This is a genomic window from Cupriavidus sp. DF5525 (assembly GCF_040149425.2).
In the GTDB taxonomy this organism is placed as follows: domain Bacteria; phylum Pseudomonadota; class Gammaproteobacteria; order Burkholderiales; family Burkholderiaceae; genus Cupriavidus; species Cupriavidus pickettii_A.
This window is the reverse complement of record NZ_CP168265.1, coordinates 2,486,461-2,512,771: the sequence shown is the minus strand read 5'-3', so window position 1 is coordinate 2,512,771 and position 26,311 is coordinate 2,486,461. Positions and strand designations below refer to the sequence as shown.

The 26,311-nt window shown below is 68.2% G+C and carries 24 protein-coding genes; 21 read left to right on the top strand and 3 right to left on the bottom strand.

The window, feature by feature from the left end; all coding sequences use genetic code 11:
- The first annotated feature begins 76 nt into the window (after positions 1 to 76).
- Together ABNX08_RS11675 and ABNX08_RS11670 are read left to right on the top strand one after the other, a co-directional pair.
- Complete coding sequence (locus ABNX08_RS11675) at positions 77 to 547, top strand: SRPBCC family protein (protein WP_022535402.1); 471 nt, start codon at positions 77 to 79, stop codon at positions 545 to 547.
- Positions 544 to 2,025 (top strand): DHA2 family efflux MFS transporter permease subunit, encoded by a 1,482-nt coding sequence (locus tag ABNX08_RS11670; RefSeq protein WP_349607309.1) that lies wholly within the window; start codon positions 544 to 546, stop codon positions 2,023 to 2,025. Before ABNX08_RS11675 ends, ABNX08_RS11670 begins: the two co-directional genes overlap by 4 nt.
- Positions 2,026 to 2,106: 81 nt before the next feature.
- Here ABNX08_RS11670 and ABNX08_RS11665 read toward each other — a convergent pair whose 3' ends face one another.
- The gene (locus ABNX08_RS11665) at positions 2,107 to 2,376 is read right to left on the bottom strand and encodes an acyl-CoA-binding protein (RefSeq protein WP_349607310.1); all 270 of its coding nucleotides are present in this window, start codon (positions 2,374 to 2,376) and stop codon (positions 2,107 to 2,109) included.
- A 128-nt stretch (positions 2,377 to 2,504) separates the two neighbouring features.
- On the opposite strand from ABNX08_RS11665, the gene tsaB reads away from it, so the two are divergent.
- From tsaB to ABNX08_RS11645, 4 genes are read left to right on the top strand one after another with little or no spacing between them, the layout of a single operon-like run.
- Positions 2,505 to 3,257: a tRNA (adenosine(37)-N6)-threonylcarbamoyltransferase complex dimerization subunit type 1 TsaB gene (tsaB, locus tag ABNX08_RS11660; RefSeq protein ID WP_349607311.1), complete on the top strand. Its 753-nt coding sequence runs from the start codon at positions 2,505 to 2,507 to the stop codon at positions 3,255 to 3,257.
- The gene (gene rimI / locus ABNX08_RS11655) at positions 3,254 to 3,814 is read left to right on the top strand and encodes a ribosomal protein S18-alanine N-acetyltransferase (protein WP_349607312.1); all 561 of its coding nucleotides are present in this window, start codon (positions 3,254 to 3,256) and stop codon (positions 3,812 to 3,814) included. Before tsaB ends, rimI begins: the two co-directional genes overlap by 4 nt.
- A complete protein-coding gene (locus ABNX08_RS11650; RefSeq protein WP_349607313.1) occupies positions 3,811 to 4,755 on the top strand; it encodes a uracil-DNA glycosylase in 945 nt (314 codons plus the stop codon). The genes rimI and ABNX08_RS11650 overlap by 4 nt, the downstream gene beginning before the upstream one ends.
- On the top strand, positions 4,730 to 5,863 hold the full coding sequence (locus tag ABNX08_RS11645; protein ID WP_349607314.1) for a DUF1853 family protein: 1,134 nt from the start codon (positions 4,730 to 4,732) through the stop codon (positions 5,861 to 5,863). The genes ABNX08_RS11650 and ABNX08_RS11645 overlap by 26 nt, the downstream gene beginning before the upstream one ends.
- A 50-nt stretch (positions 5,864 to 5,913) precedes the next feature.
- Here the strand turns inward: ABNX08_RS11645 and lplT are convergent, their stop codons facing one another.
- On the bottom strand, positions 5,914 to 7,233 hold the full coding sequence (gene lplT, locus ABNX08_RS11640) for a lysophospholipid transporter LplT (RefSeq protein WP_041681475.1): 1,320 nt from the start codon (positions 7,231 to 7,233) through the stop codon (positions 5,914 to 5,916).
- Positions 7,234 to 7,812: 579 nt separating this feature from the next.
- Here lplT and alr point away from each other — a divergent pair.
- The 4 genes from alr to ABNX08_RS11620 all read left to right on the top strand — a co-directional run bounded on the left by alr (position 7,813) and on the right by ABNX08_RS11620 (position 11,604).
- Positions 7,813 to 8,934: an alanine racemase gene (alr, locus tag ABNX08_RS11635; protein WP_022535394.1), complete on the top strand. Its 1,122-nt coding sequence runs from the start codon at positions 7,813 to 7,815 to the stop codon at positions 8,932 to 8,934.
- 109 nt (positions 8,935 to 9,043) lie between these two features.
- Complete coding sequence (gene radA, locus ABNX08_RS11630; protein ID WP_022535393.1) at positions 9,044 to 10,405, top strand: DNA repair protein RadA; 1,362 nt, start codon at positions 9,044 to 9,046, stop codon at positions 10,403 to 10,405.
- A gap of 2 nt (positions 10,406 to 10,407) precedes the next feature.
- Positions 10,408 to 10,974, top strand: coding sequence for a GNAT family N-acetyltransferase (locus tag ABNX08_RS11625; RefSeq protein WP_022535392.1), 567 nt, complete (start codon positions 10,408 to 10,410; stop codon positions 10,972 to 10,974).
- A gap of 144 nt (positions 10,975 to 11,118) precedes the next feature.
- The gene (locus ABNX08_RS11620; protein WP_022535391.1) at positions 11,119 to 11,604 is read left to right on the top strand and encodes a disulfide bond formation protein B; all 486 of its coding nucleotides are present in this window, start codon (positions 11,119 to 11,121) and stop codon (positions 11,602 to 11,604) included.
- A gap of 150 nt (positions 11,605 to 11,754) precedes the next feature.
- Here ABNX08_RS11620 and ABNX08_RS11615 read toward each other — a convergent pair whose 3' ends face one another.
- A complete protein-coding gene (locus ABNX08_RS11615) occupies positions 11,755 to 13,689 on the bottom strand; it encodes an ATP-binding cassette domain-containing protein (RefSeq protein WP_022535390.1) in 1,935 nt (644 codons plus the stop codon).
- A 291-nt stretch (positions 13,690 to 13,980) separates the two neighbouring features.
- Between ABNX08_RS11615 and ABNX08_RS11610 the strand changes: the two genes are divergently transcribed.
- The 11 genes from ABNX08_RS11610 (at position 13,981) to ABNX08_RS11560 (ending at position 26,307) form a co-directional block, all read left to right on the top strand.
- Positions 13,981 to 14,970, top strand: coding sequence for a MurR/RpiR family transcriptional regulator (locus ABNX08_RS11610; protein ID WP_349607315.1), 990 nt, complete (start codon positions 13,981 to 13,983; stop codon positions 14,968 to 14,970).
- Positions 14,971 to 14,980: 10 nt separating this feature from the next.
- Entirely contained in the window at positions 14,981 to 15,955 is a 975-nt protein-coding gene (locus ABNX08_RS11605) for an isoaspartyl peptidase/L-asparaginase family protein (protein ID WP_022535388.1), read from the top strand.
- Between the two features lie 52 nt (positions 15,956 to 16,007).
- Complete coding sequence (locus tag ABNX08_RS11600) at positions 16,008 to 17,915, top strand: dipeptide ABC transporter ATP-binding protein (protein ID WP_022535387.1); 1,908 nt, start codon at positions 16,008 to 16,010, stop codon at positions 17,913 to 17,915.
- Between the two features lie 28 nt (positions 17,916 to 17,943).
- Positions 17,944 to 19,500 (top strand): glutathione ABC transporter substrate-binding protein GsiB, encoded by a 1,557-nt coding sequence (gsiB, locus tag ABNX08_RS11595; RefSeq protein ID WP_349607316.1) that lies wholly within the window; start codon positions 17,944 to 17,946, stop codon positions 19,498 to 19,500.
- 157 nt (positions 19,501 to 19,657) lie between these two features.
- Positions 19,658 to 20,578, top strand: coding sequence for a glutathione ABC transporter permease GsiC (gsiC, locus tag ABNX08_RS11590; RefSeq protein ID WP_022535385.1), 921 nt, complete (start codon positions 19,658 to 19,660; stop codon positions 20,576 to 20,578).
- Between the two features lie 7 nt (positions 20,579 to 20,585).
- Positions 20,586 to 21,500: a glutathione ABC transporter permease GsiD gene (gsiD, locus tag ABNX08_RS11585; protein WP_022535384.1), complete on the top strand. Its 915-nt coding sequence runs from the start codon at positions 20,586 to 20,588 to the stop codon at positions 21,498 to 21,500.
- A 4-nt stretch (positions 21,501 to 21,504) separates the two neighbouring features.
- Entirely contained in the window at positions 21,505 to 22,542 is a 1,038-nt protein-coding gene (locus ABNX08_RS11580; protein WP_349607317.1) for a P1 family peptidase, read from the top strand.
- Positions 22,542 to 23,372, top strand: a complete 831-nt coding sequence (locus ABNX08_RS11575; RefSeq protein ID WP_349607318.1) for a M55 family metallopeptidase — start codon at positions 22,542 to 22,544, stop codon at positions 23,370 to 23,372. Before ABNX08_RS11580 ends, ABNX08_RS11575 begins: the two co-directional genes overlap by 1 nt.
- A gap of 85 nt (positions 23,373 to 23,457) precedes the next feature.
- Positions 23,458 to 24,255 carry a hypothetical protein gene (locus ABNX08_RS11570; protein WP_022535381.1) on the top strand — a complete coding sequence of 266 codons (798 nt, stop codon included), beginning with the start codon at positions 23,458 to 23,460 and terminating at the stop codon, positions 24,253 to 24,255.
- A 73-nt stretch (positions 24,256 to 24,328) separates the two neighbouring features.
- Entirely contained in the window at positions 24,329 to 25,399 is a 1,071-nt protein-coding gene (locus tag ABNX08_RS11565; RefSeq protein WP_022535380.1) for a M14 family metallopeptidase, read from the top strand.
- 281 nt (positions 25,400 to 25,680) lie between these two features.
- Positions 25,681 to 26,307, top strand: coding sequence for a CDP-alcohol phosphatidyltransferase family protein (locus ABNX08_RS11560; RefSeq protein WP_022535379.1), 627 nt, complete (start codon positions 25,681 to 25,683; stop codon positions 26,305 to 26,307).
- The last annotated feature ends 4 nt before the right edge of the window (positions 26,308 to 26,311 follow it).

The window sequence follows — 26,311 nt, the reverse complement described above, 5'->3', positions numbered from 1 at the left end:
ACCGCGCAGACAAAAAGGTCTTCCGAACACGCGGAGACTTCATAATATCGACTTACTGCTGACAGGGAGAAAGAAGTTGCGTTTCGAGCACTTGGTTGAGATCAACGATCCAGGCAACCCACAACTGGATCCGCTGACGCCTGACCAGCTGTGGCAAGGGCTGGTGCTGCGCGCCGAGTCGCCCGAACTGTTCGTGCTGGGCCTGGACAGCGCCGAGGTGGTTGGCCGTGGCGACAACTGGATCGACCGCGTGCTGCATTTCGGCGCGGCCTCGATCCATGACCGCGTGGTATTCGAGCCGCGCCGGCAGGTGCGCTATGAAACCGCCGCCACAGCCGAGCATGCCGGCGGCACCCTGACCATGGCGATCGAGACCCCGGGCCCCGGCGCGCTGCTGCTTCGCTTTGTCTACGACACCACCATGCCGGCGGTCGATGCCAGCGGCGACGCTCGCTATGCCGAGATCGTCAAATCCGCCTACCACGAGGCCGACATCGACACCGTCCGCAAGATCCGCGAGATCGCCGACACCGGGCGGCTGGGGTGAACCGCGGCCCCGTCACGCCGGAGGGCTCCGGCCAGCCGCCGGGCGGACCGACGCGGCAGGCGCTGCGTGCCCGCTACGGGGATCGGCTGCGCTGGCTGGTGCTGGTGACGCTGATGCTGGGCACGATCTCGTCGATCGTCTCGTCCACCATCGTCAACGTTGCCATCCCGGACCTGAGCCAGCATTTCGCGCTGGGCCAGGAGCGCGCCCAATGGGTCGCGGCCAGCTTCATGATCGCGATGACGCTGTCGATGCTGCTGACGCCGTGGCTGCTCAATCGCTACGGGCTGCGCCGCACCTTCCTCGGCGCGTCGGTGTTGCTGGGCGTGGGCGGCTTCTTTGGCGGGTTCTCACCAACGTATGGCGTGATGATCGCGATGCGCGCGGCCGAAGGCGTGGCGGCGGGCATCATGCAGCCGTTGCCCAATATCCTGATCCTGCGCTCGTTCGAGGAACGCGAGCAAGGCAAGGCGATCAGCGCGTTCGGCTTCGGCGTGGTGCTGGCGCCGGCGTTGGGGCCGAGCCTGGGCGGCTTCCTGGTGGAGGCGTTCGGCTGGCGTTCGATCTTCTTCGTGGTGGTGCCGCTGACGCTGATCGGCGTGGTCATGGCGCGCCGCTTCATGGCGGTGGATTCGATCATGATCGGCGAGCGCGAGCCGCTGGACTGGCGCGGACTGGGGTTGGCCGGCATCGCCACGGTCAGCCTGCTCAACGGCGTGGTGCAGATGCGCGAGAGCGTGCCCGCGGGCCTGGCGCTGGCGGGCTTCGGCGTGCTGATGCTGGCGGCCTTCGTGCTGTGGCAGCTGCGTGCCGCCTATCCACTGATGAACCTGCGGCTGTACAGCTACCGGCAGTTCGCGGCCGGGGCGGTTGTGGCCTTTATCTATGGCGCGGGCTTGTTCGGCTCGACCTACCTGCTGCCGGTCTACATGCAGATGGCGCTGGAATACACGCCGTCGCGCGCGGGCCTGGTGCTGCTGCCGGCGGGCGTGGCGCTGGCCCTGACGATCGGGCTGGCGGGGCGCTTCACGAATCGGATCGCGCCGCACGTGCAGGTGTCGTTCGGGCTGGCGCTGCTGGCCTTGTCGTTCGTGCTGATGGCGCTGGGTTCGCGCACCACGCCATACCTGGTGCTGGTGGCGCTGGCGGTGCTGGGGCGGATCGGGCTGGGCTGCATCCTGCCGTCGCTGACGCTGGGGGCCATGCGCGGCGTGGATTTCTCGCTGATCGCGCAGGGCTCGAGCTGCATCAACTTCCTGCGGCAACTGGGCGGGGCCATCGGCGTGAGCCTGGCTGGCGTGGGCCTGCAGTGGCGGCTGGCGGAGCACGGCGCGGTGGTGGGCCAGGCCGGCGATGCGGCGTTGCAGGCGGCGCGCATCCGGGCCTTCGATGAAACTTTCCTGGCGGTTGGGGTCGTGATCGCCAGCGCGATGTTCGCGGCGTGGCGGATCCGGCCGAGGCCGGTGCCGGCGGGCTGAAGCCGCCGGGGGAGTGGACGGTAGCGCCGTGCCATCGCGTGGCCGGGAGCGCCATGCCGGCGCCCCGCGGCAGGGTGCGGATCAGTTGGCGGCGCCGCTGCGCAGCTCTTCCACCAGCGCGATGTACTGTTCCATCGCCGGTTCGCGCGCGGTGCCGCGCAGCGCTTCCCAGGCTTCGAACTTGTAGCGGCCGACAAAGTCGGTCATGCCCGGCTTGTCGCCGTGGGCGTCGCCTTCGCTACCTTGCTTGAACAGCGCGTACAGGCGCAGCAGGGTCATGTTACTGGGGCGCTCGCTCAGTTGCTTGACGTCGATCTGGGCCTGGTCGAAGCGTGCCTGCAGGTCGCTCATGGTTTCCTCCGTTTGTTCTGGCTGGATTGCAAAAGTGCAGCCCGATGATAGCCGCGCCAGCGTGCCCTACCGTGCGTATAAAACCGAAGAAGCCCTCGGTTCCGGGCGCCAGCGGATACAATCGCGCCATGTCCTGGATTCTTGCTGTTGAAACTTCTACGGAGTGGTGCTCGGTCGCGCTCGGACGTGCCGTCGCGGGTGCCGGAATCGAGTGCCTGGTGCGCCATGAGCACACCGGCGCACGCTCGTCCGCACGCGTGCTGCCGGCCGCTGGCGAGGTGCTGGCCGAGGCCGGCATCGTGCTCGCCGATTGCGCCGCGATCGCCTTCGGCGCCGGCCCGGGCTCGTTCACCGGCCTGCGCACGGCCTGCGGCGTGGCGCAGGGCCTGGCCTTCGGGGCCGGCCTGCCGGTGGTTCCCGTCAATACCCTGATGGCCTGCGCCGAACGCGCGCGCGAGGCTTCGCTGCCGGATAATACCGCGGTGCTGGTGGCGCTGGATGCGCGCATGGACGAGGCCTATTCCGGCGCCTTCCGCTGGGATGCCGCCGCGCGGGAATGGGCGGAAATCACGCCGATGCGGGTCGGCGCACCGGAAACGGTAACGTTGCCCGAGGGCGATTTCTGGATCGCGGGCAATGCCTCGACGGTATTCGGCGAGCGGCTGGCGGGCCTGGCGCGCGCGTCGCGCGTGCTGCCGGAGGCGATGCCGCATGCGCAGCCGATGGTCTCCATCGGCTTGCGCGCACTGGCCCGCGGTGAAGCCATCGACGCCGACCAAGCCATGCCGATCTACCTGCGCGACAAGGTCGCCCAGACCATCGCCGAACGCGAAGCCGTGGCCGCCGCACGCGCCGCGGCCCAGGCCGGGAGCGCATCGTGAGCGCCGCCTATCCGCTGGAAGAGCGCAACGAGTGGCCGGCAGTACCGGCCATGCCGCCGCTGCCGGACGGCTGGGCGCTGGGCCGCATGAGCGCGCTGGACCTGGAGGCCGTGGCCGGCATCGAGGCACGCGCCTACAGCCATCCGTGGACGCGCGGCAATTTCGAGAACTCGGTCAAGGCCGGGCATCTCGGCCTGACGCTGCGCGACCCGGCCGGCACGCTGGTGGCCTACGCCGTGCTGATGCCGGTGGTCGACGAGATGCACCTGCTCAACATCACCGTCGAGCCGCGGCGCCAGCGCCAGGGGCTGGGGCGGCTGATGCTGGCGATCGTGCTGGCTACCTCGCACGCGCACCGCATCCGCACCATGCTGCTGGAAGTGCGCCCGTCCAATACCGGCGCGATCGCGTTGTACCAGGCCGCCGGGTTTGTCGAGATCGGGCGCCGCAAGGGGTATTACCCGGCCGAGGGCCGCACCCGTGAAGACGCGCTGGTGTTGCGCCGCAGCTGGCCGGAGGATGCCGCCGCCAATGACGGCACGGAGGGCCGCGCATGAGCCGCCGCGCGCAATTCCTGGAGGTGCTGGGCATCCCCGCGGAGTGGGTGCTGCGCCAGCGCGCCGGCGGCGAGCCGCAGGCCCTGGCGCTGCCCGAGGCAGGCGAGGTCGCCACGGTTGATGCGCCGCTCAGCGCCGCTCCGGCCGCTCTGGCCGCTCTGGCCGCTCTGGCCGCTCCGGCCGCTCCGGCCGTTTCGATTGCCGAAGCCCCGCCCGTAGCCGAAGCGCCTGTCGGCGCGCCGGCCCAGGCCGCCGCGCCGACGCCGCCAGCCGAGGCGCCCCTCACCATCGACAGGGCGCCCGCGATGCCCTCGCTGGTGCCGGCGGGGCCGGAGCCCGGCTCGGCGCAGGTCGATCGCGAGGCGGACATCGCCACCATGGACTGGCCCGCGCTGGAAGCGGCGGTCGCCGGCTGCACCGCCTGCGGCCTGTGCCAGACGCGCACCAACACCGTGTTCGGCGTCGGCGACCGCCAGGCCGAATGGATGCTGATCGGCGAAGCCCCCGGCGAGAACGAGGACCAGCAGGGCGAGCCCTTTGTCGGCCAGGCCGGCAAGCTGCTTGACAATATGCTCGGCGCGCTCGGATTGGCGCGCGGGCGCAATGTCTTTATCGCCAACGTGCTCAAGTGCCGCCCGCCGGGCAACCGCAACCCGGAGCCGGACGAGGTGGCGCAGTGCGAGCCCTTCCTGCGCCGCCAGATCGCACTGGTGAAGCCCAAGGTGATCGTGGTGCTGGGCCGCTTTGCGGCGCAGTCGCTGCTGCGCTCGACCACGCCGATCGGCAAGCTGCGCGGCACCGTGCATACCTACGAAGGCATCCCGGTGGTGGTGACCTACCACCCGGCCTACCTGCTGCGGACCCTGACCGACAAGGCGCGCGCCTGGGAAGACCTGTGCCTGGCGCGCGAGGTGCATGACCGTGCGGGAGCTGGGGCCTGACCTCGCGCTGAACCGCGGCGGCGACGGCAATTTGCCGTCGGGTCCGCCGCTGTGGCGACGCGCCGCGTCGGCGCGTACGCGCGACCTGGCCTGGACCACGCTGTCGCCGCCGCTGCTGGCGGCGGTACCGGGCGCGGCCCCGGCGCGCTGGCCCGGCGGCACGCTGGCTGCCTGGCAGCGCTGGCTGGAGACGGCCGACCCCGCCGCGTTGCCCGCCACCATCGACGAGCTGGCCGACGGCCATCCGCTCTCCGCCGACGATTCCAGCCATGACCCTGCGAGCCGCAGCCTGCGTCTGGGCCGCCATGCAGAAAGACTGCTGCATTTCGCGCTGCGGCATATGCAAGGGCTGTCGCTGCTGGCCGCCAACGTGCCGGTGCGGCACGCGGGAAGGCAGGGCATCCGCACGCTGGGCGAGCTGGATTTCGTCTGGCGCGACCTGGCTTCCGGCGAGGTGGTCCACTGGGAGATGGCGGCCAAGTTCTACCTGATGGCCGGCACGGAGCCGCTGCCGCGGTTGCAGGACTTTGTCGGCCCGAACCTGGTCGACCGGCTCGGCGACAAGCTCGGCCACGTGGTGCACCGCCAGCTGCCGCTCGGGCGCACGCCCGAGGCGCAGGCGCTGCTGGGCCATGCGATCGACCGTAGCGAGGTCTACCTGCTGGGCTGGCTGTTCTATCGCGACGGGCAGGTGCCGGCAGGGCTGGACGTGCTGGGCATCGCGCCCGACCACCTGCACGGCTGGTGGTCGTCGCTGGACGGGTGGATGGCGCGTGCCGCTTCGCGGCCGGGCTCGCGCTGGTGCCGGTTGCCGCGTTCGGGCTGGCTGTCGGGGGCGTTCGTGACGGATGCCGGTACGGAAGAGGTCGAGGGGCTGCACGCCTTTCTGGCGCAGCGCTTTGCCGATCCGCGCCATGACCACGGCTGGCGCCGCGAAGCGCCGGTGATGCTATGCGAACTGGAGCCGGCGGGACCGCAGGCGCCGGGGTGGTGGCGCGAATGCTCGCGGGGTTTCGTGGTGCCGCCGGGGTGGGAGGAAAGGGCGCTGGCGCGGGCGGCGGAGGAGCTGCGGCCGGGGCCGCGGGCCGCGCCGGACGACGCGGCCTGATCCCCGCGCCGGCTGTGCAGCCGGCAGGCGGGGCGAGCGAGGGTGAAGGCTTAGTGGTGCTTGTCCTCGCCGATCATCGCCAGCGAGTTGAACGTACGCATGTTGTATTTGTGCAGCTTGAGCACCAGCAGCATGGTCACGCAGATAAACAGCCCCAGCGCGATGATCACCACGCCGATCGGCACGTTCAGCTTGATCAGCAGCGCGTACAGGCACAGCATCAGCAGCACCGACACGTTCTCATTGAAGTTCTGCACTGCGATCGAGTGGCCGGCCGACAGCAGCACGTGCCCACGATGCTGCAGCAGCGCGTTCATCGGCACCACGAAGTAGCCTGACATCGCGCCCACCAGCATCAGGAACACATAGGCGATGAACATGTACAGCGGCATGTGCATGCCCAGGATGTGCAGCGTGACCTCGGGCATGGCGTCCTTGGTATAGAAGGCCATGATCATCACGGTCGCGCCCATCGCCACACCGAAGGGCAGCACGGAGAGCGACTTGCGCAGCGGGATGCGCGCGGCGGCAAGGATAGCGCCGACGGCCACGCCCACTGCCACCACCGCCTGCAGCAGCGCGCCCTGCGACAGGTTCAGGCCGAGCGACTTTTCCGCCCATTTCAGTACGATGAACTGCAGTGTGGCGCCCACGCCCCAGAACAGCGTGGTCACGGCCAGCGAGATCTGCCCGAGCTTGTCGCGCCACAGCGCCAGGAAGCAGTCGCCGAACTCGGCGATCAGCTTGATCGGGTTCTTTTCCTGCTGAGGGTAGCGCGCCCCGGTGTCGGGGATAAACAGGTTGAAGACCGAGGCGACCACGTAGAACAGCATGATCACCACCATCGCGGCCTCGGCGGGCGTGTCGATGCCGGTGTTGATGAGGGGCAGGTCCAGCCGCAGCAGGATGTCGGAGATATGCACCGAGATCAGCGCGCCGCCCACCACGGTGCCCAGGATGATCGAGCCCACCGTCAGCCCCTCGATCCAGCCGTTGGCCATCACCAGCTTCTCGGGGGGCAGCAGCTCGGTCAGGATGCCGTACTTGGCCGGCGAGTACGCCGCCGCGCCGAATCCCACCACGCCATACGCCAGCAGGGGGTGCAGCCCGAACATCATGATCGCGCACCCGACCACCTTGATGGCGTTGGTGATGAGCATCACCCGCCCCTTGGGCATGGAGTCTGCAAAGGCGCCCACGAACGCGGCGAGGATGACGTAGGAGAGAACGAAGAACAGCTTGAGCAGCGGAGTCATCCACTGCGGGGAATGCAATTCGGTGAGAAGGGCGATGGCGGCGATCAGTAAGGCGTTGTCGGCCAGCGACGAAAAAAACTGCGCGGCCATGATGGTGTAAAAACCCTTCTTCATGCTCTCGACTTTCTCTCCATCGCGCACTCCGTGCGGCTCGGCCAGGCTGGCGCCGGCCGGGGAGGCCATGGTTTGCAGGGAACCTTGTACCGCGGCCGTGTCGAATTGTGTCGGTTGCACTTTGCTGCGGCGACGTGCGGCTTGCCTGGCAGTCATTGACATAAATGCTTCGCTTTTAGAACATGGCCGGAGCGTCCGGCTTTATATCACGAAACCATGACATTCCCGAACCCCGGCAAGGCGCCTTTTTGACAGCAAATTGCCGCGCCGATTCCCCAAGGACCCCCGGCAACGGCTTCTGAATGTGTTCAAATAACGGCTGCGATCACCCCGAGCCGACCGGGTCTTCCCTGATCTGGTGCACTGGTCGGGCAAGATGGCGACCGGAACACATTAGCGCGAGATGACCCGCGCCGGTTGCCCCAACGTGCTGCACACACCGACAGGTGATGTTTGCGCCATCGACACTGAGACAGAGCCGTCCTTCCAGCCGCCGCCGTGCCGCCAGCCCGCGCTGCCCGCATCGGCGTTGCCCACTGGATCGCCCGCCCGCTCGTCCTATTTCCGAGATGTGACTCCATGCCAAGACCCATCCACGCTGTCATCCACCAACCCGCCCTGGCCAACAACCTCGACATTGTGCGCCGCAGCGCGCCCGCTTCGCGCATCTGGGCGGTGGTCAAGGCCAATGCCTACGGCCACGGTATCCGCCGTGTGTTTGCCGCGCTGCGCGGCGCCGACGGCTTCGGCCTGCTCGACCTGAACGAAGCCGTGCTGCTGCGCGACCTCGGCTGGCAGGGCCCGATCCTGCTGCTGGAGGGATTCTTCCAGCCGCAGGACGTGGACGTGATCGAACAATACCGCCTGACCACCGCCATCCATTGCGACGAGCAGCTGCGCATGCTGGAAAGCGCACGTCCCCGGGGGCCGCTGGCGATCCAGCTCAAGCTCAATACCGGCATGAACCGGCTGGGCTTCCAGCCGGCCCAGTACCGTGCCGCCTGGGAACGCGCCCGCTCGATGCCCTGTGTGGGCAGTATCGTCCATATGACGCATTTTTCCGATGCGGATAGTCCCCGAGGCGTCGCCCACCAGATCGAGGCCTTCGACGCGGCCACCGCCAACCTGCCGGGCGAGGCCAGCCTGTCGAACTCGGCCGCGGTGCTGTGGCATCCGCAGGCGCACCGGGCCTGGGTGCGCCCCGGCATTATCCTGTACGGCGCTTCGCCGACCGGGCGCGACGCCGATATCGCCGGCACCGGGCTGCAGCCGGCCATGTCGCTGCACAGCGAGCTGATCTCGGTGCAGGACCTGCAGCCGGGCGACAGCGTCGGCTATGGCTCCTTGTTTACTGCCGAGCGGCCGATGCGCATCGGCGTGGTCGCCTGCGGCTATGCCGACGGCTACCCGCGCCATGCCTCCGGCTGGGGCGAGCAGCGCGCGCCGGTGCTGGTCGACGGCGTGCGCACCGAACTGGTGGGGCGCGTGTCGATGGACATGCTGTGCGTGGACCTGACGCCGTGCCCGAAGGCCAAGGTGGGCAGCGCGGTCACGCTGTGGGGGCAGGGCCTGCCGATCGACGAAGTGGCGCAGGCCAGCGGCACGGTCGGCTATGAGCTGATGTGCGCACTGGCGCCGCGCGTGCCGACCACGGTGGCGACCATCACGGCGTCGGACAGCGCAGCGCCCGTGGTGGCCTGAGCGCGCAGTCCCGCACAAGCCGCGAGCGCGGGCGCAGGCCCGCCGCCTTACCATCTGCCGGCCGGGCCACTTGTGGGCCCGGCCCGCTTTTTTCCTGCAAGGACATCCGTTGGCCAAGACCAAGACTGTCTATACCTGTACCGAATGCGGCGGCACCACGCCGCGCTGGGCCGGCCAGTGCCCGCATTGCCAGCAGTGGAACACGCTGGTGGAGACGGTGGCCGAGACCGCCTCGACCAAGCGCTTCCAGCCGCTGGCCGCGTCGGCCACGGTGCGCAAGCTGTCCGAGATCGAGGCGGCCGACGTGCCGCGCTTTTCCAGCGGCATCGATGAATTCGACCGCGTGCTGGGCGGCGGCCTGGTGTCGGGCGGGGTGGTGCTGATCGGCGGCGACCCCGGCATCGGCAAGTCCACGCTGCTGCTGCAGGCACTGGCCAACCTGGCCGGGCAGCGCCGCGTGCTCTATGTCAGCGGCGAAGAATCCGGCGCGCAGATCGCGCTGCGCGCGCAGCGCCTGGGGGTGGAAAGCCCGTCGCTTGGGCTGCTGGCGGAAATCCAGCTCGAGAAGATCCAGGCCACGCTGGAGGTAGAGAAGCCCGAAGTCGCGGTGATCGACTCGATCCAGACCCTGTATTCCGAGGCGCTGACCTCCGCGCCGGGCTCGGTCGCGCAGGTGCGCGAATGCGCGGCGCAGCTGACGCGCATCGCCAAGAGCACCGGCATCACCATCATCCTGGTCGGCCACGTGACCAAGGAAGGCAGCCTGGCCGGGCCGCGCGTGCTGGAGCATATCGTCGACACGGTGCTGTACTTCGAGGGCGATACCCACTCCTCGCACCGGCTGATCCGCGCTTTCAAGAACCGCTTCGGCGCGGTCAACGAGCTGGGCGTGTTCGCGATGACCGAGCGCGGGCTGCGCGGCATCAGCAACCCGTCGGCGCTGTTCCTGTCGCAACATGAAGAGACCGTGCCGGGCTCGTGCGTGCTGGTGACGCAGGAGGGCACGCGGCCGCTGCTGGTGGAAGTCCAGGCGCTGGTCGATACGGCGCATGTGCCCAACCCGCGCCGGCTGGCCGTGGGGCTGGAGCAGAACCGTCTGGCGCTGCTGCTGGCGGTGCTGCACCGGCATGCGGGTGTCGCCTGCTTCGACCAGGACGTGTTCCTGAACGCGGTCGGCGGGGTCAAGATCACCGAGCCCGCCGCCGACCTGGCGGTGCTGCTGTCGATCCACTCGTCGATGCGCAACAAGCCGCTGCCGCGCGGGCTGGTGGTGTTCGGCGAAGTCGGGCTGGCGGGCGAAATCCGGCCGAGCCCGAGGGGGCAGGACCGGCTGAAGGAGGCCGCCAAGCTGGGTTTCACGCTGGCCGTGATCCCCAAGGCCAACGCGCCCAAGCAGAAGATCGACGGGCTCGAAGTGATCGCGGTGGAGCGCATCGAGCAGGCGATCGACCGCGTGCGGCACCTGGATTGAGCATGGACGGCGACGGTATTGCCTTCGAGACCGAACGCCTGCGGCTGCGCCAGTGGCGCGATGCTGACTACGCGCCGTTCGCCGCGCTCAATGCCGACGCGGAGGTGATGCGCTATTTCCCTGCCACGCTGACGCGCGCCGAAAGCGATGCGATGGCGGACCGCTGCCGCGACCTGATCGCGACGCGGGGCTGGGGATTCTGGGTGGTTGAGCGCAAAATGGACGGTGGCTTCCTGGGGTTTGTCGGCCTGCACGAGCCGGCGGCGGCACTGCCGTTTTCGCCGTGCGTGGAGATCGGCTGGCGCCTCGCACGCCATGCGTGGGGCAGCGGTTACGCCACCGAGGCCGCGTGCGGCGCGCTGGGCTGGGGCTTTGGCCGGCTGGGGCTGGATGAGATCGTGTCCTTCACTGCGCTGGACAACCGCCGCTCGCGTGCCGTAATGGAGCGGCTCGGCATGCACGAGGATGCACTCGTGTTCGAGCATCCCGCACTGCCACCAAGCCACCCGTTGCGGCCGCATTGCCTGTATCGTCTGCCGCGCACGGCGTGGCAGGAGGCCGAAGCCTAGCACCGCTGCGTCAATCCGCCGCAGGGCAGGGGATGCGGCCCCAGTGTGACGCCCAAGGCTGGCGCTGCAAAATCGGTAATAATGCGCAGCAATGCCGCGCCCTGAACTGACGGCACCGTTTACCGGATTACCTGATCACCATCTATGCAAGCCAACTCACGCGCCTATTTCCTGCTGATCGCCCTCGTTTCCTTCGGCCTGGTCGGCGTTGCGCTCTACCTCCAGTTTGAAAAGGGCTACCAGCCTTGTCCGCTCTGCGTGATGCAGCGCTTCGCCTTTATCGGCATCGGCATCTTCTCGTTGCTGGCCGTGGTGGCGCAGAACACGCGCTCGCTGTGGCAGGGGCTCGGCATGTTGTCGGGCATCGCCGGCATTGCGGTGGCGGTTTACCACGTGGCACTGCTACTTAACCCCAAGGCCAGCTGCGGCATCGATCCGCTGGAGAACTGGGTCAATGCGCTGCCGACGGCCAAGGTGCTGCCGCAGGTGTTTTATGCCGATGGCCTCTGCGCTGCGCCGCTGCCGCCGGTGCTGGGGCTGTCGGTGCCGGCGTGGTCGCTGATCTGGCTGTTTATCCTGACGCTGACGCTGGCGGTGGGGTTGATCCGGCGGGAGAAGAATTTCCGTTGAACTTCGCGGACAGCGGAATAGAGAACCGGCGCCACAGGCGCCGGTTTTTTTCTGCTGCGCGGCTTGACGCTGACTGTTCGCAAACAGGCGCCGGTTTGAAAGCTTTCGATTGATGGATGCGAAGGAGGGGACTCGGACCCGTCAGACCCCTCACGCAATCTGCTCAATCTGCTCCTGCAGTTCCAGCCATTTCTCTTCCAGCGTCTCCAACTCGCCGTTGACCTCGCCCTGGCGCTTCAGCATCTCCATCAGCTTCGCCTTGTTGGCTTCGGCATAGCTTGTCTCATCGGCCATGAACTGGTCGATTTCCGTCTTGGCCGTCTGGAGCACCGCCATGCGTTTCTCGACTTTCTCCAACTCCTTGGTCAACGGCTTGCGCAGCGCCGACAGCCGCTGGCGCTCATCCGCTTCAGCGCGGCGCTGATCCTTGCGGTTGACCGTAGCAGCGGCATCGCCACCGTTCTCCGCCTGATGCGCGGCCACCGCAGCATTGCGCTTGGCGGCGGCCTGTTGCAGCAGCCAGTCGCGATAGTCGTCCAGGTCGCCATCAAACGGCTTGATCGTGCCATCGGCCACCAGCATGAACTGATCCGCGGTAGCGCGCAGCAGATGCCGGTCGTGCGAGACGAGAATCAGCGTGCCTTCGAACTGCGCCAGCGCCATCGTCAGCGCTTCGCGGGTGTCCAGGTCGAGGTGGTTGGTCGGTTCGTCCAGCAGCAGCAGGTTGGGCTTCTGCCAGACGATCAGCGACAGCGCCAGCCGCGCCTTCTCGCCGCCGGAGAAGGGTTCGATCGGCGAGGTCGCCATATCCCCGCGGAAGTTGAAGCTGCCGAGGAAGTCGCGCAGTTCCTGCTCGCGGGTGTCAGGCGCCAGGCGTGCCAGGTGCTGCAGCGGCGAGTCGTGGTCGCGCAGCGTTTCCAGCTGGTGCTGGGCGAAGTAGCCGATCTGCAGGCCCTTGCCCAGGCGCAGCTTGCCGGTGAGTGGGTCCTGCGTGCCGGCCAGAGTTTTGACCAGTGTCGACTTGCCCTGGCCGTTGGCGCCCAGCAGGCCGATGCGCTGGCCGTTCTGGATCGACAGCGCCAGGTTGTGCAGGATGGTGACGGGCGGATCGGCCTCGGCATAGCCGCAGTCGACGCCGTCGAGCACCATCATCGGGTTGGGCGCGGCGTCGGGCTCGCGGAACTCGAAGGCGAAGCCGGATGCGACGTGCACCGGCGCCAGCCGTTCCATCTTCTCCAGCGCCTTGACCCGGCTCTGCGCCTGCCGCGCCTTGGTCGCCTTGGCCTTGAAGCGCGTGATAAACGATTCCAGGTGCGCGATTTCCTTCTGCTGGCGCACGTAGGCGGACTGTTGCTGTGCCATCTGCTGCAGGCGCAGCGTCTCGAACAGCGTGTAGTTGCCGCCGTAGCGGCGCAACTGCTGGTTCTCGATATGCACAGTGACGTTGCAGATCGCGTCGAGGAATTCGCGGTCGTGCGAAATCATCACCAGCGTGCCCGGATAGCGCGCCAGCCAGTCTTCCAGCCAGACGATGGCGTCCAGGTCCAGGTGGTTGGTGGGTTCGTCGAGCAGCAGCAGATCGGACGGGCACATCAGCGCCTGCGCCAGGTTCAGGCGCATGCGCCAGCCGCCGGAGAACGACGCCACCGGCTGCGTCACCTGCGCCAGCGTGAACCCCAGGCCCAGCAGCAGCGCCTCGGCGCGCGCCGGGGCGGTGTAGCCGTCGGCGTCGGCAAACTCGGCGTGGGCCTCGCCCTCGGCGCTGCCGTCGCCGGTGCCCTGTGCGGCGGCGATGGCGGCTTCGATCTCGCGCAGGCGCGTGTCGCCGTCGATCACGTAGTCCACCGCGCTGCGGTCCACCGCCGGCGTTTCCTGCGCCACGTGTGCGACGCGCCACTGCGTGGGCACGCTGACATCGCCCCCGTCCGGATGCAGTTCGCCACGCAGCAGCGCGAACAGCGTCGACTTGCCGCTGCCGTTGGCGCCGACAAGGCCAACGCGCTCGCCCGGGTTGAGCGTCACGCTGGTGTGGTCGAACAGCACCTTGGTGCCGCGCTGGAGGACAAGCTGGTCGATTCGGATCACGAGTGGGGAAGCGTCTGAAAGAAGAACGGAAAAACGCAGAGAAAAGCGGTCAGCGGCGGGTTTGCTGCGCTGGCCGGCATTGTAGCGTTTCCGGTGCGGGCCCATGCCCGCAGACGTGAAAACGGTTCCGACGCGGTGCCGATCATGCACCTGCGCGGTGCCGGGTGCGCCCGCGCGCCTAGGGATTACCCTCGGTCTGGTAAAACTCTATTTTCTTTGGGTATGGGTTGAGTGTAAATTCATTTACACGATACAAATCACCGTTTTTCGAATTTTTCCTGACCCTTCCGCATGTCCAACGGCCATTCCATCTCCGACCGCATTGCGCGCAGCCTGCCGACGCTGACGCCGGCACACCGCCGCATGGCGGAATACGTGCTGGCGAACCTGTTCCGCGCGGCGACGATGCGCATCGACGAGTTCGCGACGGCAGTGGAGGTATCGGTCGCTACGGCCAACCGCTTTGCGCGGGCGCTGGGCTTTGACGGCTATCCGCAGTTCCGGGCCGAACTGGTGCGTGGCTATGAAGCCACGCTGGCCCCGGTGGAGCGGCTGCGCAGCGAACTGGAGCGGCCCGCGACCGCGGCCGAGGTGTTTGCCGCCTCGCTGGAAGACGCCGCCGCCAATGCCGAAGCTACGCGGCGCGGCATCGATGCTGCAGCCTGCGAGCGCGCGGTCTCGGCGATCCTGGGGGCGCAGCGCGTATACGTAGCGGGTTTCGGCGCGAGTGGTTTCCTCGCCGGCCTGCTGCAGCACGGGCTGGAAATGCACTGCCGCACGGTGACCTCCGTGGCAGGCGCCGGTGGCGCCTCGCATGCGGCGCGCCAGTTGTTCAAGCTGCAGCCGAGCGACCTGCTGATCGTGATCGCCTTCCCGCGCTATGTCGCCGACACCGTCGAGCTTGCCCAGCGTGCCAAGGCGCACGGCGGCCAGTTGCTGGCGCTGACCGACGGGCCGACCTCGCCGCTGGCGCCGATTGCCGATATCGCGCTGTACGCGCAGGCGGCCAACCGGCTCTCCGCCAATTCCGATGCCACCGTGCTGGCGCTGATCGAAGCGCTGTGCGGCGCGGTGGCGCATCGGGCCGAGCGGCCGGTCAAGGCCGCCGCCGAAATGACCGAATTCCTGCTGCCGTGGCTGTATGGCGCCGCGGGCGTCGAACGCGCGCAGCGTGCGGACCGCGCCAATCGCAGCGAGCGCGACCACGACGACGCTGCACAGCCCATCGAAGCCAAGGCCGGCGCTACGCGCCGCCGTTCCCCTCACACCCAGAAGTCCTGAGCTCCCTCTCATGCATCAAGCAGTCATTGCCATCCACGGCGGCGCCGGCACCATTACCCGCGCCGCGATGGACCCCGCACGCGAACGCGAATACACCGAGGCGCTGCAACACGTGCTGCGAGCCGGGCAGCGCATCCTGGCCGATGGCGGCAGCGCGCTCGACGCCGTCACCGAGGCCGTGCGCCTGCTGGAAGAATGCCCGCTGTTCAATGCGGGCAAGGGCGCCGTGCTGACCCATGCCGGCACCTTTGAACTGGACGCCGCGGTGATGGACGGCGCCACGCTCGATGCCGGCGCGGTGGCCTGCGTCACGCGCCTGCGCAATCCGGTGCTGGCCGCGCGCGCGGTGCTGGATCGCAGCGAGCATGTGCTCTTTGCCGGCGCCGGCGCCGAGGCGTTTGCCGAAGCGCAGGGCCTGGAACTGGTGGCGCCGGACTACTACTTCACGCAGGCTCGCCACGATCAGTGGCAGCGCGCGCGCGGCACCGCAGGCATGGCGCTGCTGGACCACGACGCCGCCGCGCTGGCCGCGCAGGGCAAGGCCCGGCCGGCCGATCCGATCGATCCCGACAGCAAGTTCGGCACCGTCGGCGCGGTCGCCTGCGACAGCCAGGGCAACCTGGCCGCGGCCACTTCCACCGGCGGCGTGACCAACAAGCGCGTGGGCCGCGTTGGCGATACGCCGGTGATCGGCGCGGGCTGCTATGCCGATGACGTGGCGGCCGTGTCCGCGACCGGCACCGGCGAAATGTTCATCCGCACCGTGGCCGCTTACGACGTGTCCGCGCAGATGCGCTACGCCGGCCTGTCGCTCGAGGAATCGGCCCGGCGCGTGGTGATGGAAAAACTGCGCGCCATCAACGGCCGCGGCGGCCTGATCGCGGTGGACCGCGCCGGCAACGTCACGCTTCCGTTCAACACCGAAGGCATGTATCGCGGTTTCGCCCGGGTGGGCGAGGCGGCGAACGTGTCGATCTACGGCTGACCTGCACCGCACCAGCAAGTCCGAGCATCAAGCAGCAATACAAGGAGTTCCAGTGGCCACCACTACCCCTGCGCAATCGCACGCTTCCGCATCCGGCATCGCACTGCCGCCCGAGCGCGTCGTCTCGGTGAACGGGCTGACCGTGCGCTTTGCCACGTCCGAGCGCACCGTCGAGGCGGTGCGCAACCTGTCTTTCCATGTCGACCGCGGCGAGACGCTGGCGGTGGTGGGCGAGTCGGGCTCGGGCAAGTCGGTCACGTCGCTGGCGCTGATGCGCCTGGTCGAACATGGCGGCGGCAAGATCGTCTCCGGCAGCATGGCGCTGCGCCGGCGCGGCGGCGAGGTGCTCGACCTGGTGCGCGCGGACAACGCCACGCTGCGCAGCGTGCGCGGCGCCGACGTGGCGATGATTTTCCAGGAGCCGATGACCTCGCTCAACCCGGTCTTCGCGGTGGGCGAGCAGATCGCCGAATCGATCCGGCTGCACCAGGGCAAGAGCCGCGCCGCTGCGCGCGCCGAGGCGCTGCGCATGCTGGAGCTGGTGCGCATCCCCGAGGCGCGCCGCGTGCTGGAGCGCTATCCGCACCAGCTCTCGGGCGGCATGCGCCAGCGCGTGATGATCGCGATGGCGCTGTCGTGCAAGCCGGCGCTCCTGATCGCCGACGAGCCGACCACGGCACTGGACGTGACCATCCAGGCCGAAATCCTGCAGCTGATCCGCGGGCTGCAGGCCGAGATGCATATGGGCGTGGTCTTTATCACCCACGACATGGGCGTGGTGGCCGAGGTGGCCGACCGCGTGCTGGTGATGTATCGCGGCGAAAAGGTGGAAGAGGGCAGTTCGGAGGACGTGTTCCGCGCGCCGGCGCATCCGTACACCCGTGCGCTGCTGTCGGCGGTGCCGCGGCTGGGCGCGATGAGCGGCACCGACCTGCCGGCCAAGTTCCCGCTGCTGCGCCTGGACAGCGCCAACGCCGAGCCGGTCGCGCCACAAGACACCGTGACGCCTGGCGTCGCGCCGATCCTGCGCGTGCAGGACCTGGTGACACGCTTCGACGTGCCCGGCGGCCTGTTCGGCCGCGTCACGCGGCGCGTGCACGCGGTCGAGAAGGTCAGCTTCGACCTCTATCCCGGCGAGACGCTGGCGCTGGTGGGAGAGTCCGGCTGCGGCAAGTCCACCACGGGCCGCTCGCTGCTGCGCCTGGTGGAAAGCCAGAGCGGCACGATCGAGTTCGCCGGGCAAAACATCAGCAAGATGGAGGGGCCAGCGCTGCAGACCCTGCGCCGCAATATCCAGTTCATCTTCCAGGACCCGTTCGCCTCGCTCGATCCGCGCGTACCGGTGGGCTATTCGATCATGGAGCCGCTGCTGGTGCACAAGGTCGCCAGCGGCAAGGAGGCCGAGCAGCGCGTGGCCTGGCTGCTCGACAAGGTGGGGCTGGACCCCTCGCACGCGGCGCGCTATCCGCACGAGTTCTCCGGCGGCCAGCGCCAGCGCATCTGCATTGCGCGCGCGCTGGCGCTGAACCCCAAGGTGGTGGTGGCCGATGAATCGGTCTCCGCGCTGGACGTGTCGATCCAGGCGCAGATCGTCAACCTGATGCTGGACCTGCAGCGCGAGCTTGGCATCGCCTTCCTGTTTATCTCGCACGACATGGCGGTGGTGGAGCGCGTGAGCCACCGCGTGGCGGTGATGTACCTGGGCCAGATCGTCGAGATCGGCCCGCGCCGCGCGATTTTCGAGAACCCGCAGCACCCCTACACAAAAAAGCTGATGTCGGCGGTGCCGATCGCCGACCCGGCGCGGCGCCACCTGCGGCGCGAGCCGCTGAACGACGAGATCCCCAGCCCGATCCGCGTGGTCGGCGACGAACCGGTGGTGCAGCCGCTGGTGCCGGTGCCTGGCGGTAGCGGGATTGGTCATTTTGTTGCCCGGCACGCCGTTGGCGGCGCCTACTGAAACGGAAGTAAATCCAAGGAGAATCGAGATGTCTGCACGGATGGTTTCGCCCAGGCTGGTGGCCGGGCTGCTTGCGGCCGGCGCGATGGGCGCGCTGGCGCCGCTGTCCGCCTTTGCCGCCAAGGACGCGGTGATGGCCGTCGCTTCCACGTTTACCTCGCTCGACCCGTACGACTCGAACGACACGCTATCGCAGGCCGTGTCCAAGAGCTTCTACCAGGGGCTGTTCGGCCTGGACAAGGACATGAAGCTGGTCAACGTGCTGGCCGAGAGCTATGACGTCAGCAAGGATGGCCTGACCTACACCATCAAGCTGAAGAAGGGCGTCAAGTTCCACGATGGCACCACGTTCGACGCCGCCGCCGTCAAGGCCAACCTGGACCGCGTGACCAACCCTGCCAACAAGCTCAAGCGATATACGCTGTTCAACCGCGTGGCGAAGACCGACGTGGTGGACGGCAGCACGGTGAAGGTCACGCTGAAGGAGCCGTTCTCGCCCTTCGTCAACGTGCTGGCCCATCCGTCGGCCGTGATGATCTCGCCGGCGGCGCTGCAGAAGTACGGCAAGGACATTGCCTTCCACCCGGTCGGCACCGGCCCGTTCGAGTTCGTCGAGTGGAAGCAGCCTGACCACCTCAAGGGCAGGAAGTTTGCCGGCTTCTGGAAGACCGGTTACCCGAAGATCGACACCATCACCTGGAAGCCGGTGGTCGACAACAACACGCGCGCCGCCGTGATGCAGACCGGCGAGGCGGACTTTGCCTTCAGCATCCCGTTCGAGCAGGCCGCGGTGCTGAAGAACAGCACCAAGGTGGACCTGATCTCGGCGCCGTCGATCATCCAGCGCTACCTGAGCCTGAATACGATGGTGAAGCCGTTCAACGACCCCAAGGTGCGCCAGGCCATCAACTACGCGATCAACAAGGACGCGCTGGCCAAGGTCGCCTTTGCCGGCTACGCCGTGCCGTCCGAGGGCGTGGTGCCGCCGGGCGTGGACTTTGCGGAGAAGCTGGGCCCGTGGCCGTATGACCCGGCCAAGGCGCGCGCGCTGCTGAAGGAGGCCGGCTACCCGAACGGCTTCGAGACCACGCTGTGGTCGGCCTACAACCACACCACCGCGCAGAAGGTGATCCAGTTCGTGCAGCAGCAGCTGCAGCAGGTCGGCATCAAGGCCTCGGTGCAGGCGCTCGAAGCCGGCCAGCGCGTGGAGAAGGTGGAGAGCGTGCAGAAGCCGGAAGACGCCGGCGTGCGCATCTACTACGTGGGCTGGTCGTCGTCGACCGGTGAATCGGACTGGGCGCTGCGTCCGCTGCTGGCTTCCGAGTCGATGCCGCCCAAGCTGCTGAACACCGCGTACTACAAGAACGACCAGGTCGATGCCGATATCGCCGGCGCGCTGCGCACCACCGATCGTGGCGAAAAGGCGCGCCTGTACAAGGACGCCCAGGAACGCATCTGGAAGGATGCGCCGTGGGCCTTCCTGGTGACCGAGAAGGTGCTGTTCGCACGCAGCAAACGGCTGACCGGTGCCTACGTAATGCCGGACGGCTCGTTCAATTTCGACGAGATCGATATCAAGCAGTAATGGGTAGATGGTCGGGCGCCGGCAGTACCCAGGCGCCCGATTCACGCTATCCCATCCCAGAGCAGTAAGCAGTAAAGCAGTAAGCCGACAGACGGCCGCCTGCCCGCGACGCGGGGTTCGCAGGCGGGCGGCCCGCGGCCTTTCCTCTTGGTGTGTCATGCTGAATTATTTCCTCAAACGTGTGCTGGGCGTGATCCCGACGCTGCTGATCGTGGCAGTGCTGGTGTTCCTGTTCGTCCACCTGCTGCCGGGCGATCCCGCGCGGCTGGCGGCGGGCCCGGAGGCCGACTCGGCCACGGTCGAACTAGTGCGCAAGGATCTTGGGCTGGACCGGCCCATGCACGAGCAGTTCGTCAACTTCTTCTCCAATGCGGTCCGCGGCGAGTTCGGCCATTCGCTGCGCACCAAGCGCCCGGTGAGCGAGGAAATCGGTGACCGCTTCATGCCCACGCTGCTGCTGACGGTGGCGTCGATGGCATGGGCGGTGGTGTTCGGCATGGCGATCGGCATCGGCTCGGCCGTGTGGCGCAACCGCTGGCCGGACCGGCTCGGCATGACGCTGGCGGTGTCGGGCATCTCGTTCCCGGCCTTTGCGCTGGGCATGCTGCTGATGGAAGTGTTCTCGGTGCAGCTGGGCTGGCTGCCGTCGATCGGCGCCGACAGCTGGAAGCACTACGTGTTGCCGTCCATCACGCTGGGTGCGGCGGTGGCCGCGGTGATGGCGCGTTTTACGCGGGCCTCGTTCGTCGAGGTGCTGCAAGAGGATTTCATCCGCACCGCCCGCGCCAAGGGCGTGCACGAGACGCTGGTGGTGGCCAAGCACGGCCTGCGCAACGCCATGATCCCGGTGGTGACGATGATGGGCCTGCAGTTCGGCTTCCTGCTGGGCGGCTCGATCGTGGTGGAAAAGGTGTTCAACTGGCCGGGCCTGGGGCGCCTGCTGGTCGATGCCGTCGAGATGCGCGACTACCCGGTGATCCAGGCCGAGGTGCTGCTGTTCTCGCTCGAATTCATCCTGATCAACCTGGTGGTGGACATGCTCTACACCGTGATCAACCCAACCATCCGCTACAAGTGAGGCCGGCATGACTGAGCTTTCCACGCCCGCCGCAACTGAAGCGGCACCCGCCACCGCGCCCGTGCCGGAGGCCGTGCGCACGCCCTGGACCGAGTTCTGGCGCAAATTCCGCAAGCAACACCTGGCGCTGGGCGCCGGCGCGTTCGTGCTGGTGCTGGTGGTGATTGCCATCGTGGCGCCGCATATCGTGCCGTACGACCCGGAGAACTTCTTCGACTACGACGCGCTTAATGCCGGCCCGTCGGCCGCGCACTGGATGGGGGTCGATTCGCTCGGGCGCGATATCTTCAGCCGCATCCTGGCCGGGGCGCGCATCTCGCTGGCGGCGGGCTTCCTGTCGGTGATCATCGGCGCGCTGATCGGCACCGTGCTGGGCCTGCTGGCGGGCTACTACGAGGGCTGGTGGGACCGCATCGTGATGCGCATTTCAGACGTGCTCTTTGCCTTCCCGGGCATCCTGCTGGCGATCGGCATCGTGGCGATCCTTGGCAACGGCATGACCAACGTGATTTTCGCCGTGGCCATCTTCAGCATCCCGGCGTTCGCGCGGCTGGTGCGCGGCAATACGCTGATGCTCAAGCGGCTGACCTATGTGGAGGCTGCGCGCAGCATCGGCGCGTCGGACTGGACCATCCTGATGCGGCATATTTTGCCGGGCACGGTGTCGTCGATCGTAGTGTATTTCTCGATGCGTATCGGCACCTCGATCATCACCGCGGCCAGCCTGTCGTTCCTTGGCCTGGGTGCGCAGCCGCCCACGCCGGAATGGGGGGCGATGCTCAACGAAGCGCGCGCCGACATGGTGACCGCGCCGCACGTGGCGATCTTCCCGAGCCTGGCGATCTTCCTGACCGTGCTGGCGTTCAACCTGCTTGGCGATGGGTTGCGCGACGCGCTCGATCCCAAGATCGACCGGCGCTAAAGCGATGAGCCTATCGATGCCGCGCATCGGCGGCCTGCCTGCAGGTCCATTGGACAGCATTGCCGATGTGGCCGGCGTGACGGTCGGCCACTGCACGCTGGCGCAGGACGCCGTGCAGACCGGCGTCACCGTGATCAGGCCGCACGCCGGCGATCCCTATCGCGACAAGGTGCCGGCGGCGGCGACCGTGCTCAACGGCTTTGGCAAGAGCGTGGGGCTGGTGCAGGTGGACGAGCTGGGCGTGCTGGAAACCCCGGTTGCGCTCACCAACACCTTCTCGGTCGGCGCCGTGGCGCAGGCGCAGATCCGTGCGGCGGTGGCCGCCAACCCGGAAATTGGCCGCGCACTGCCGACTGTCAATCCGCTGGTGTTCGAATGCAATGACGGCTACCTGAACGATATCCAGTGCATGGCAGTGGAGGGCAGCCACTACGATGCCGCGCTCGCCGGCACCGGCCAGGACGTCGCGCAGGGCGCGGTCGGGGCCGGCCGCGGCATGTCGTCGTTCGGCGTCAAGGGCGGCATCGGCACGGCGTCGCGGATGGCGGACGGCTATTGCGTGGGCGCGCTGGTGCTGGCCAATTTCGGCACGCCGGAGTCACTGACCGTGGGCGGACAGCTGCGCGGGCCGGAACTCGTGAAGCGGCTGGCGCAAGCCGACACCACGGCGCAGCCGGAAAAGGGCTCGATCATCATGATCCTGGCCACCGACGCGCCGCTGGACGCGCGCCAGTTGCGCCGGCTGTCGCTGCGCGCCGGGGCAGGGCTGGCCCGCACCGGCTCGGTGTTCGGGCACGGCTCGGGCGATATCGCGCTCGCATTCTCCACCGCCTATACCGTGCCGCACCAGGCCGACCGGCCCATGCCGGCCGTCTCCATGCTGCACGAAACCAGGCTCGACCCACTGTTCCGCGCCGCGGCCGACAGCGTCGAGCAAGCCATCCTGCATGCGCTTTGTCACGCCGCGACGGTACGAGGCCGCGACGGCCATTGCCGTCGCGCGCTGCTGGATGTAATGCCTGAACTGGGCAAGACCGCCTGATGAAGATCCTGATTTCCACCGATATCGAAGGCGTGGCCGGCGTCTTCCACGCTGAACAGACCCGCCCCGGCAACGGCGAATATGAACGCGCCCGCGCCTGGATGACCGGCGAGGCCAATGCCGCCGTCGCCGGCGCCTTTGCCGGCGGGGCCACCGAAGTGCTGGTCAACGACTCGCACGGCGGTTTCCGCAACCTGCTGCCGGACCAGATCGATCCGCGCGCGCGGCTGGTGCTGGGCAAGCCGCGCTATCTCGGCATGATGACGGGCGTAGAGGGCGGCGTAGAGGGTGCCGCCGACGGCGTGCTGATGATCGGCTACCACGGCCGCGCGCAGAGCCGCGGCGTGCTGGCACATACCATCAACAGCAGCGCGTTTGCGCGGGTCTGGCTCAACGGCAAGGAAGTGGGCGAGGCCGGCCTGTATGGCGCGCTCGCCGGCGAGCTTGGGGTGCCGGTGCTGATGGCCAGCGGCGACGATGTCTTCGTGCAGGAGACCCATGCGCTGATGCCGTGGGTGCGCTATGTCGAGACCAAGTCCGCAGCTGGCTTCGGCAGCGGCACCACGCTGTCGCCGGCGGCGGCGCGTGAAGCGATCGCGGCTGCCGCGGCCGAGGCGGTGCGTGATCGTGCGCAAGCGGAGTGCCTGCGCATGAGCACGCCCGTGACCTGCCGGCTGCAGACGCTCACGCCAGCCCATGCGGACCTGTTCTGCCAGTGGCCCGCGCTCGAGCGCCGCGACGGCGTCACGCTGTGTTTCCAGGCCGATACGGTGCAGGCGGCAATCCGCATGTTGAACTGTCTGTCGGCGATGTCGTTCATGCTGAAGTAAGGCCGGGCAGGGCAGTTTGCCGGCGGTAGTCCGCGGATCGGCGACAATGGCGGGTTCGAGCAATACCCAAGGCCTTACCCCACGCATGACCCAGGCAACCGACGGGGGCTGGATCCCCGTACGCAAGGACTTCGTCGACCCCGCCACGCGCTGCCATGCGCGCGGCAACAGCCGCCGTCACCACGGCTTTGCGGCCGGGCAGGCCTATATCCTGCGGGACGCCGCCGGGCACGAGCACCCGTTCGGCGAAGACTGTGCCCGCGCTGCGGTGCCCCATCCCGGCCTGCTGCTGCAGGTGCCGGACTACACCGAACGCGACGTGGTGCCGCGCAGCGACTTGCCCGACCCGGTGCCTGCCGGCGTGCGCCGCCGCCCCAGCGCGGCGGAAACGGCAATTGCCGAGCGCGCCGCCGCGATCCGCTACCTGGTGTTGCGCATGGAAAAGGTGGCCTCGGTGCCGCGTGTGCAGCCGACCGTGCGCTTCCCTGCGCTCGACCCCGTCTATGAACAGTACCTGCGCACCGGCGACCTGGCCGCGCCGCAGGTGCGCCGCATCCTGGCGATCGAGCGCAGCCGGACCACGCCGCCGCGGCTGCGCGCCACCAACCTGCTCGATGTCTATACCGCACACGTGAAGCTGGAGCGGCTGATCGCCGCCTCCAACAGCGTTGGCAACATCCGCTTCCTGCGCGGCCTGCACGACTGGCTGGCACGCCACCTGGTACTGTCCGCCAGCCAGCTTGCCGCCGGCGGGATTGAGATGCATCCGCAGGCATTTACCTCCCCGGGCATCTGGGGGCCAGGGTCTGACGCAGAGCCGGCGGCCCCGTCCCAAAACCGATCCGATAGCCGCCCCGGCGACCGCTCCGACCCGCTGTTCTAGCCGCGGTTGGCCGCAGTTGGCAATCCCGGCCGAATGGCGTCTAATGCCTGCATCGCCTTCCGCCGGTCACGACATGAGCCATTTTTCGCGCAGCTACGCCGAAGCCCGCCAGAAGTTCCTCGACGCCGCGCGCACGGCCGGGGCCGGGCTGGCGCAATTCCCGCATCCCACCCGCCGCGGCAGCGCCGGCGAGGACCTGGCAATCGACGTGGCGCTGGCGGGCTCGCCCGAGGCTCCCCATTGCCTGATGGTGACCTCCGGCATCCACGGCGCCGAGGGCTTTGCCGGCTCTGGTGCGCAGGTGACGATGCTGCACGATACCGATCTGCTTGCCGCTTGCGCCACCGGTGACACCTGCCTGCTGCTGGTGCATGCCGTCAATCCCTACGGCTTTTCCCACCTGCGCCGGGTCAACGAAGACAACGTCGACCTGAACCGCAACTTCATGGACTTCACCCAGCCGCTGCCGTACAACGCGCCCTATGCCGAGATCGCGCCGTTGCTGCTGCCGCCGCAGTGGCCGCCGTCCGACGCCGAACAGGCGCAGCTGATGAAGGCCGTGGCCGAGCGCGGCATGGCCTGGTACCAGGCCGCGCTCAGCGGCGGCCAGTACCAGGACCCTGACGGGATGTTCTTCGGCGGCACCAAGGCGACCTGGAGCAACTACACGCTGTGCCGCATCCTGTCGCGCTTCGGCGCCGGGCGCCAGGCGCTGCGCTGGATCGACGTGCACACCGGGCTGGGTCCGCGGGGCTATGGCGAACCCATCCAGATGGGCCCGGATACGCCTGAGTCGATCGCGCACACGCGCGCGATCTGGGGCGAGCGGGTGACCTCCATCTACGATGGTTCGTCGACCTCGGCGGCGCTGACCGGGCTGGCCTGGCAGGCGGTGCCGCAGACGCTGCCGGGCGTGGACTATGCCGGCATCGCGCTGGAATTCGGCACGCTGCCGGTGGGCGAAGTGCTCGACGCGCTGCGGGGCGACCACTGGCTGTACCGCCACCCGGAGGCTGACGAGAACCAGCGCGCGCTGGTGCGCCAGGCGATGTGGCAGGCGTTCTACGGCGATGCCGACGACTGGCGCGACGGCGTGGTGGCGCAGACCTCGGACGCGGTGCGCAGCGCGATCGCCGCGGCCTGATACTAGCCAGGGCCGCCTCCCGCCGGGCGTTGCGTGCGCCAGCGCCCGGCGGCAGGAAATGTTCGATTCACCATTAATGTCACTTCTGATAATGTTTCGCCTTTGACGGTGGAGTGCTGAGCCAGGCCCACAGCCGTCGCCAGGCGATTGCAGGACAAGCGATTGCAGAACCAAGAATAAGCACGGAAGGGGTCCCGGCAGGCCACGGCGCAGTGCCATGCGCCGCTGCCCCTGGCGCGCGGCGCTGCTTCCGGCATCACCCCGGCAGGGAGGCCGGCGCGATGACGCTCTACGAACTCAAGCCCAGATTCCAGGCGTTGCTGCGCCCGATGGTGCAGGACCTGGCCCAGCGCGGTGCCACCGCCAACCAGGTGACCGTGGCCGCGGCGGCAGGCTCGCTCGCCGTCGGCGTGCTGGCCGCGGTGGGCATGCTGGTGGCCGAGACGCCCACGCTGTTCCTGCTGTTTCCCCTCTGGCTGTTCCTGCGCATGGCGCTCAACGCCATCGACGGCATGCTGGCGCGCGAGCACGGCCAGCAGAGCGCGCTCGGCGCCTACCTGAATGAACTGGGCGATATCGTCTCGGACCTGGCGCTGATCCTGCCGCTGGCCGCGCTGCCGGCGTTCGGGCTGGCGCAGGTCGGCACCTTCGCGCTGCTGGCGGTGATGGTCGAGGCCGCCGGCCTGATCGGCCCGCTGGCCGGTGCCAGCCGCCGCTACGACGGCCCGCTGGGCAAGAGCGACCGCGCCTTCGCGGTCGGCGCGATCGCGCTGTGGGCCGGCCTGGGGCTGGGCTTCGGCGCGGTGGCCTCGTGGCTGTGGCTGGCGCTGTCGCTGCTGTCGTTGTTCACCATTGCCAACCGGGTGCGTCGCGGCGTTGCCGAGGCCGGCGCCCGCACCGCGGAGTAAGCGC

What these genes read in the sequence shown, in the direction of transcription:
- ABNX08_RS11665 (WP_349607310.1), bottom strand. Translation starts at nt 2,376, where the DNA reads ATGAGCGACCTGCAGGCACGCTTCGACCAGGCCCAGATCGACGTCAAG.
- tsaB (WP_349607311.1), top strand. Translation starts at nt 2,505, where the DNA reads ATGTCCTGGATTCTTGCTGTTGAAACTTCTACGGAGTGGTGCTCGGTC.
- ABNX08_RS11650 (WP_349607313.1), top strand. Translation starts at nt 3,811, where the DNA reads ATGAGCCGCCGCGCGCAATTCCTGGAGGTGCTGGGCATCCCCGCGGAG.
- ABNX08_RS11645 (WP_349607314.1), top strand. Translation starts at nt 4,730, where the DNA reads ATGACCGTGCGGGAGCTGGGGCCTGACCTCGCGCTGAACCGCGGCGGC.
- lplT (WP_041681475.1), bottom strand. Translation starts at nt 7,233, where the DNA reads ATGAAGAAGGGTTTTTACACCATCATGGCCGCGCAGTTTTTTTCGTCG.
- alr (WP_022535394.1), top strand. Translation starts at nt 7,813, where the DNA reads ATGCCAAGACCCATCCACGCTGTCATCCACCAACCCGCCCTGGCCAAC.
- ABNX08_RS11625 (WP_022535392.1), top strand. Translation starts at nt 10,408, where the DNA reads ATGGACGGCGACGGTATTGCCTTCGAGACCGAACGCCTGCGGCTGCGC.
- ABNX08_RS11620 (WP_022535391.1), top strand. Translation starts at nt 11,119, where the DNA reads ATGCAAGCCAACTCACGCGCCTATTTCCTGCTGATCGCCCTCGTTTCC.
- ABNX08_RS11610 (WP_349607315.1), top strand. Translation starts at nt 13,981, where the DNA reads ATGTCCAACGGCCATTCCATCTCCGACCGCATTGCGCGCAGCCTGCCG.
- ABNX08_RS11605 (WP_022535388.1), top strand. Translation starts at nt 14,981, where the DNA reads ATGCATCAAGCAGTCATTGCCATCCACGGCGGCGCCGGCACCATTACC.
- gsiB (WP_349607316.1), top strand. Translation starts at nt 17,944, where the DNA reads ATGTCTGCACGGATGGTTTCGCCCAGGCTGGTGGCCGGGCTGCTTGCG.
- gsiC (WP_022535385.1), top strand. Translation starts at nt 19,658, where the DNA reads ATGCTGAATTATTTCCTCAAACGTGTGCTGGGCGTGATCCCGACGCTG.
- gsiD (WP_022535384.1), top strand. Translation starts at nt 20,586, where the DNA reads ATGACTGAGCTTTCCACGCCCGCCGCAACTGAAGCGGCACCCGCCACC.
- ABNX08_RS11580 (WP_349607317.1), top strand. Translation starts at nt 21,505, where the DNA reads ATGAGCCTATCGATGCCGCGCATCGGCGGCCTGCCTGCAGGTCCATTG.
- ABNX08_RS11575 (WP_349607318.1), top strand. Translation starts at nt 22,542, where the DNA reads ATGAAGATCCTGATTTCCACCGATATCGAAGGCGTGGCCGGCGTCTTC.
- ABNX08_RS11570 (WP_022535381.1), top strand. Translation starts at nt 23,458, where the DNA reads ATGACCCAGGCAACCGACGGGGGCTGGATCCCCGTACGCAAGGACTTC.
- ABNX08_RS11565 (WP_022535380.1), top strand. Translation starts at nt 24,329, where the DNA reads ATGAGCCATTTTTCGCGCAGCTACGCCGAAGCCCGCCAGAAGTTCCTC.
- ABNX08_RS11560 (WP_022535379.1), top strand. Translation starts at nt 25,681, where the DNA reads ATGACGCTCTACGAACTCAAGCCCAGATTCCAGGCGTTGCTGCGCCCG.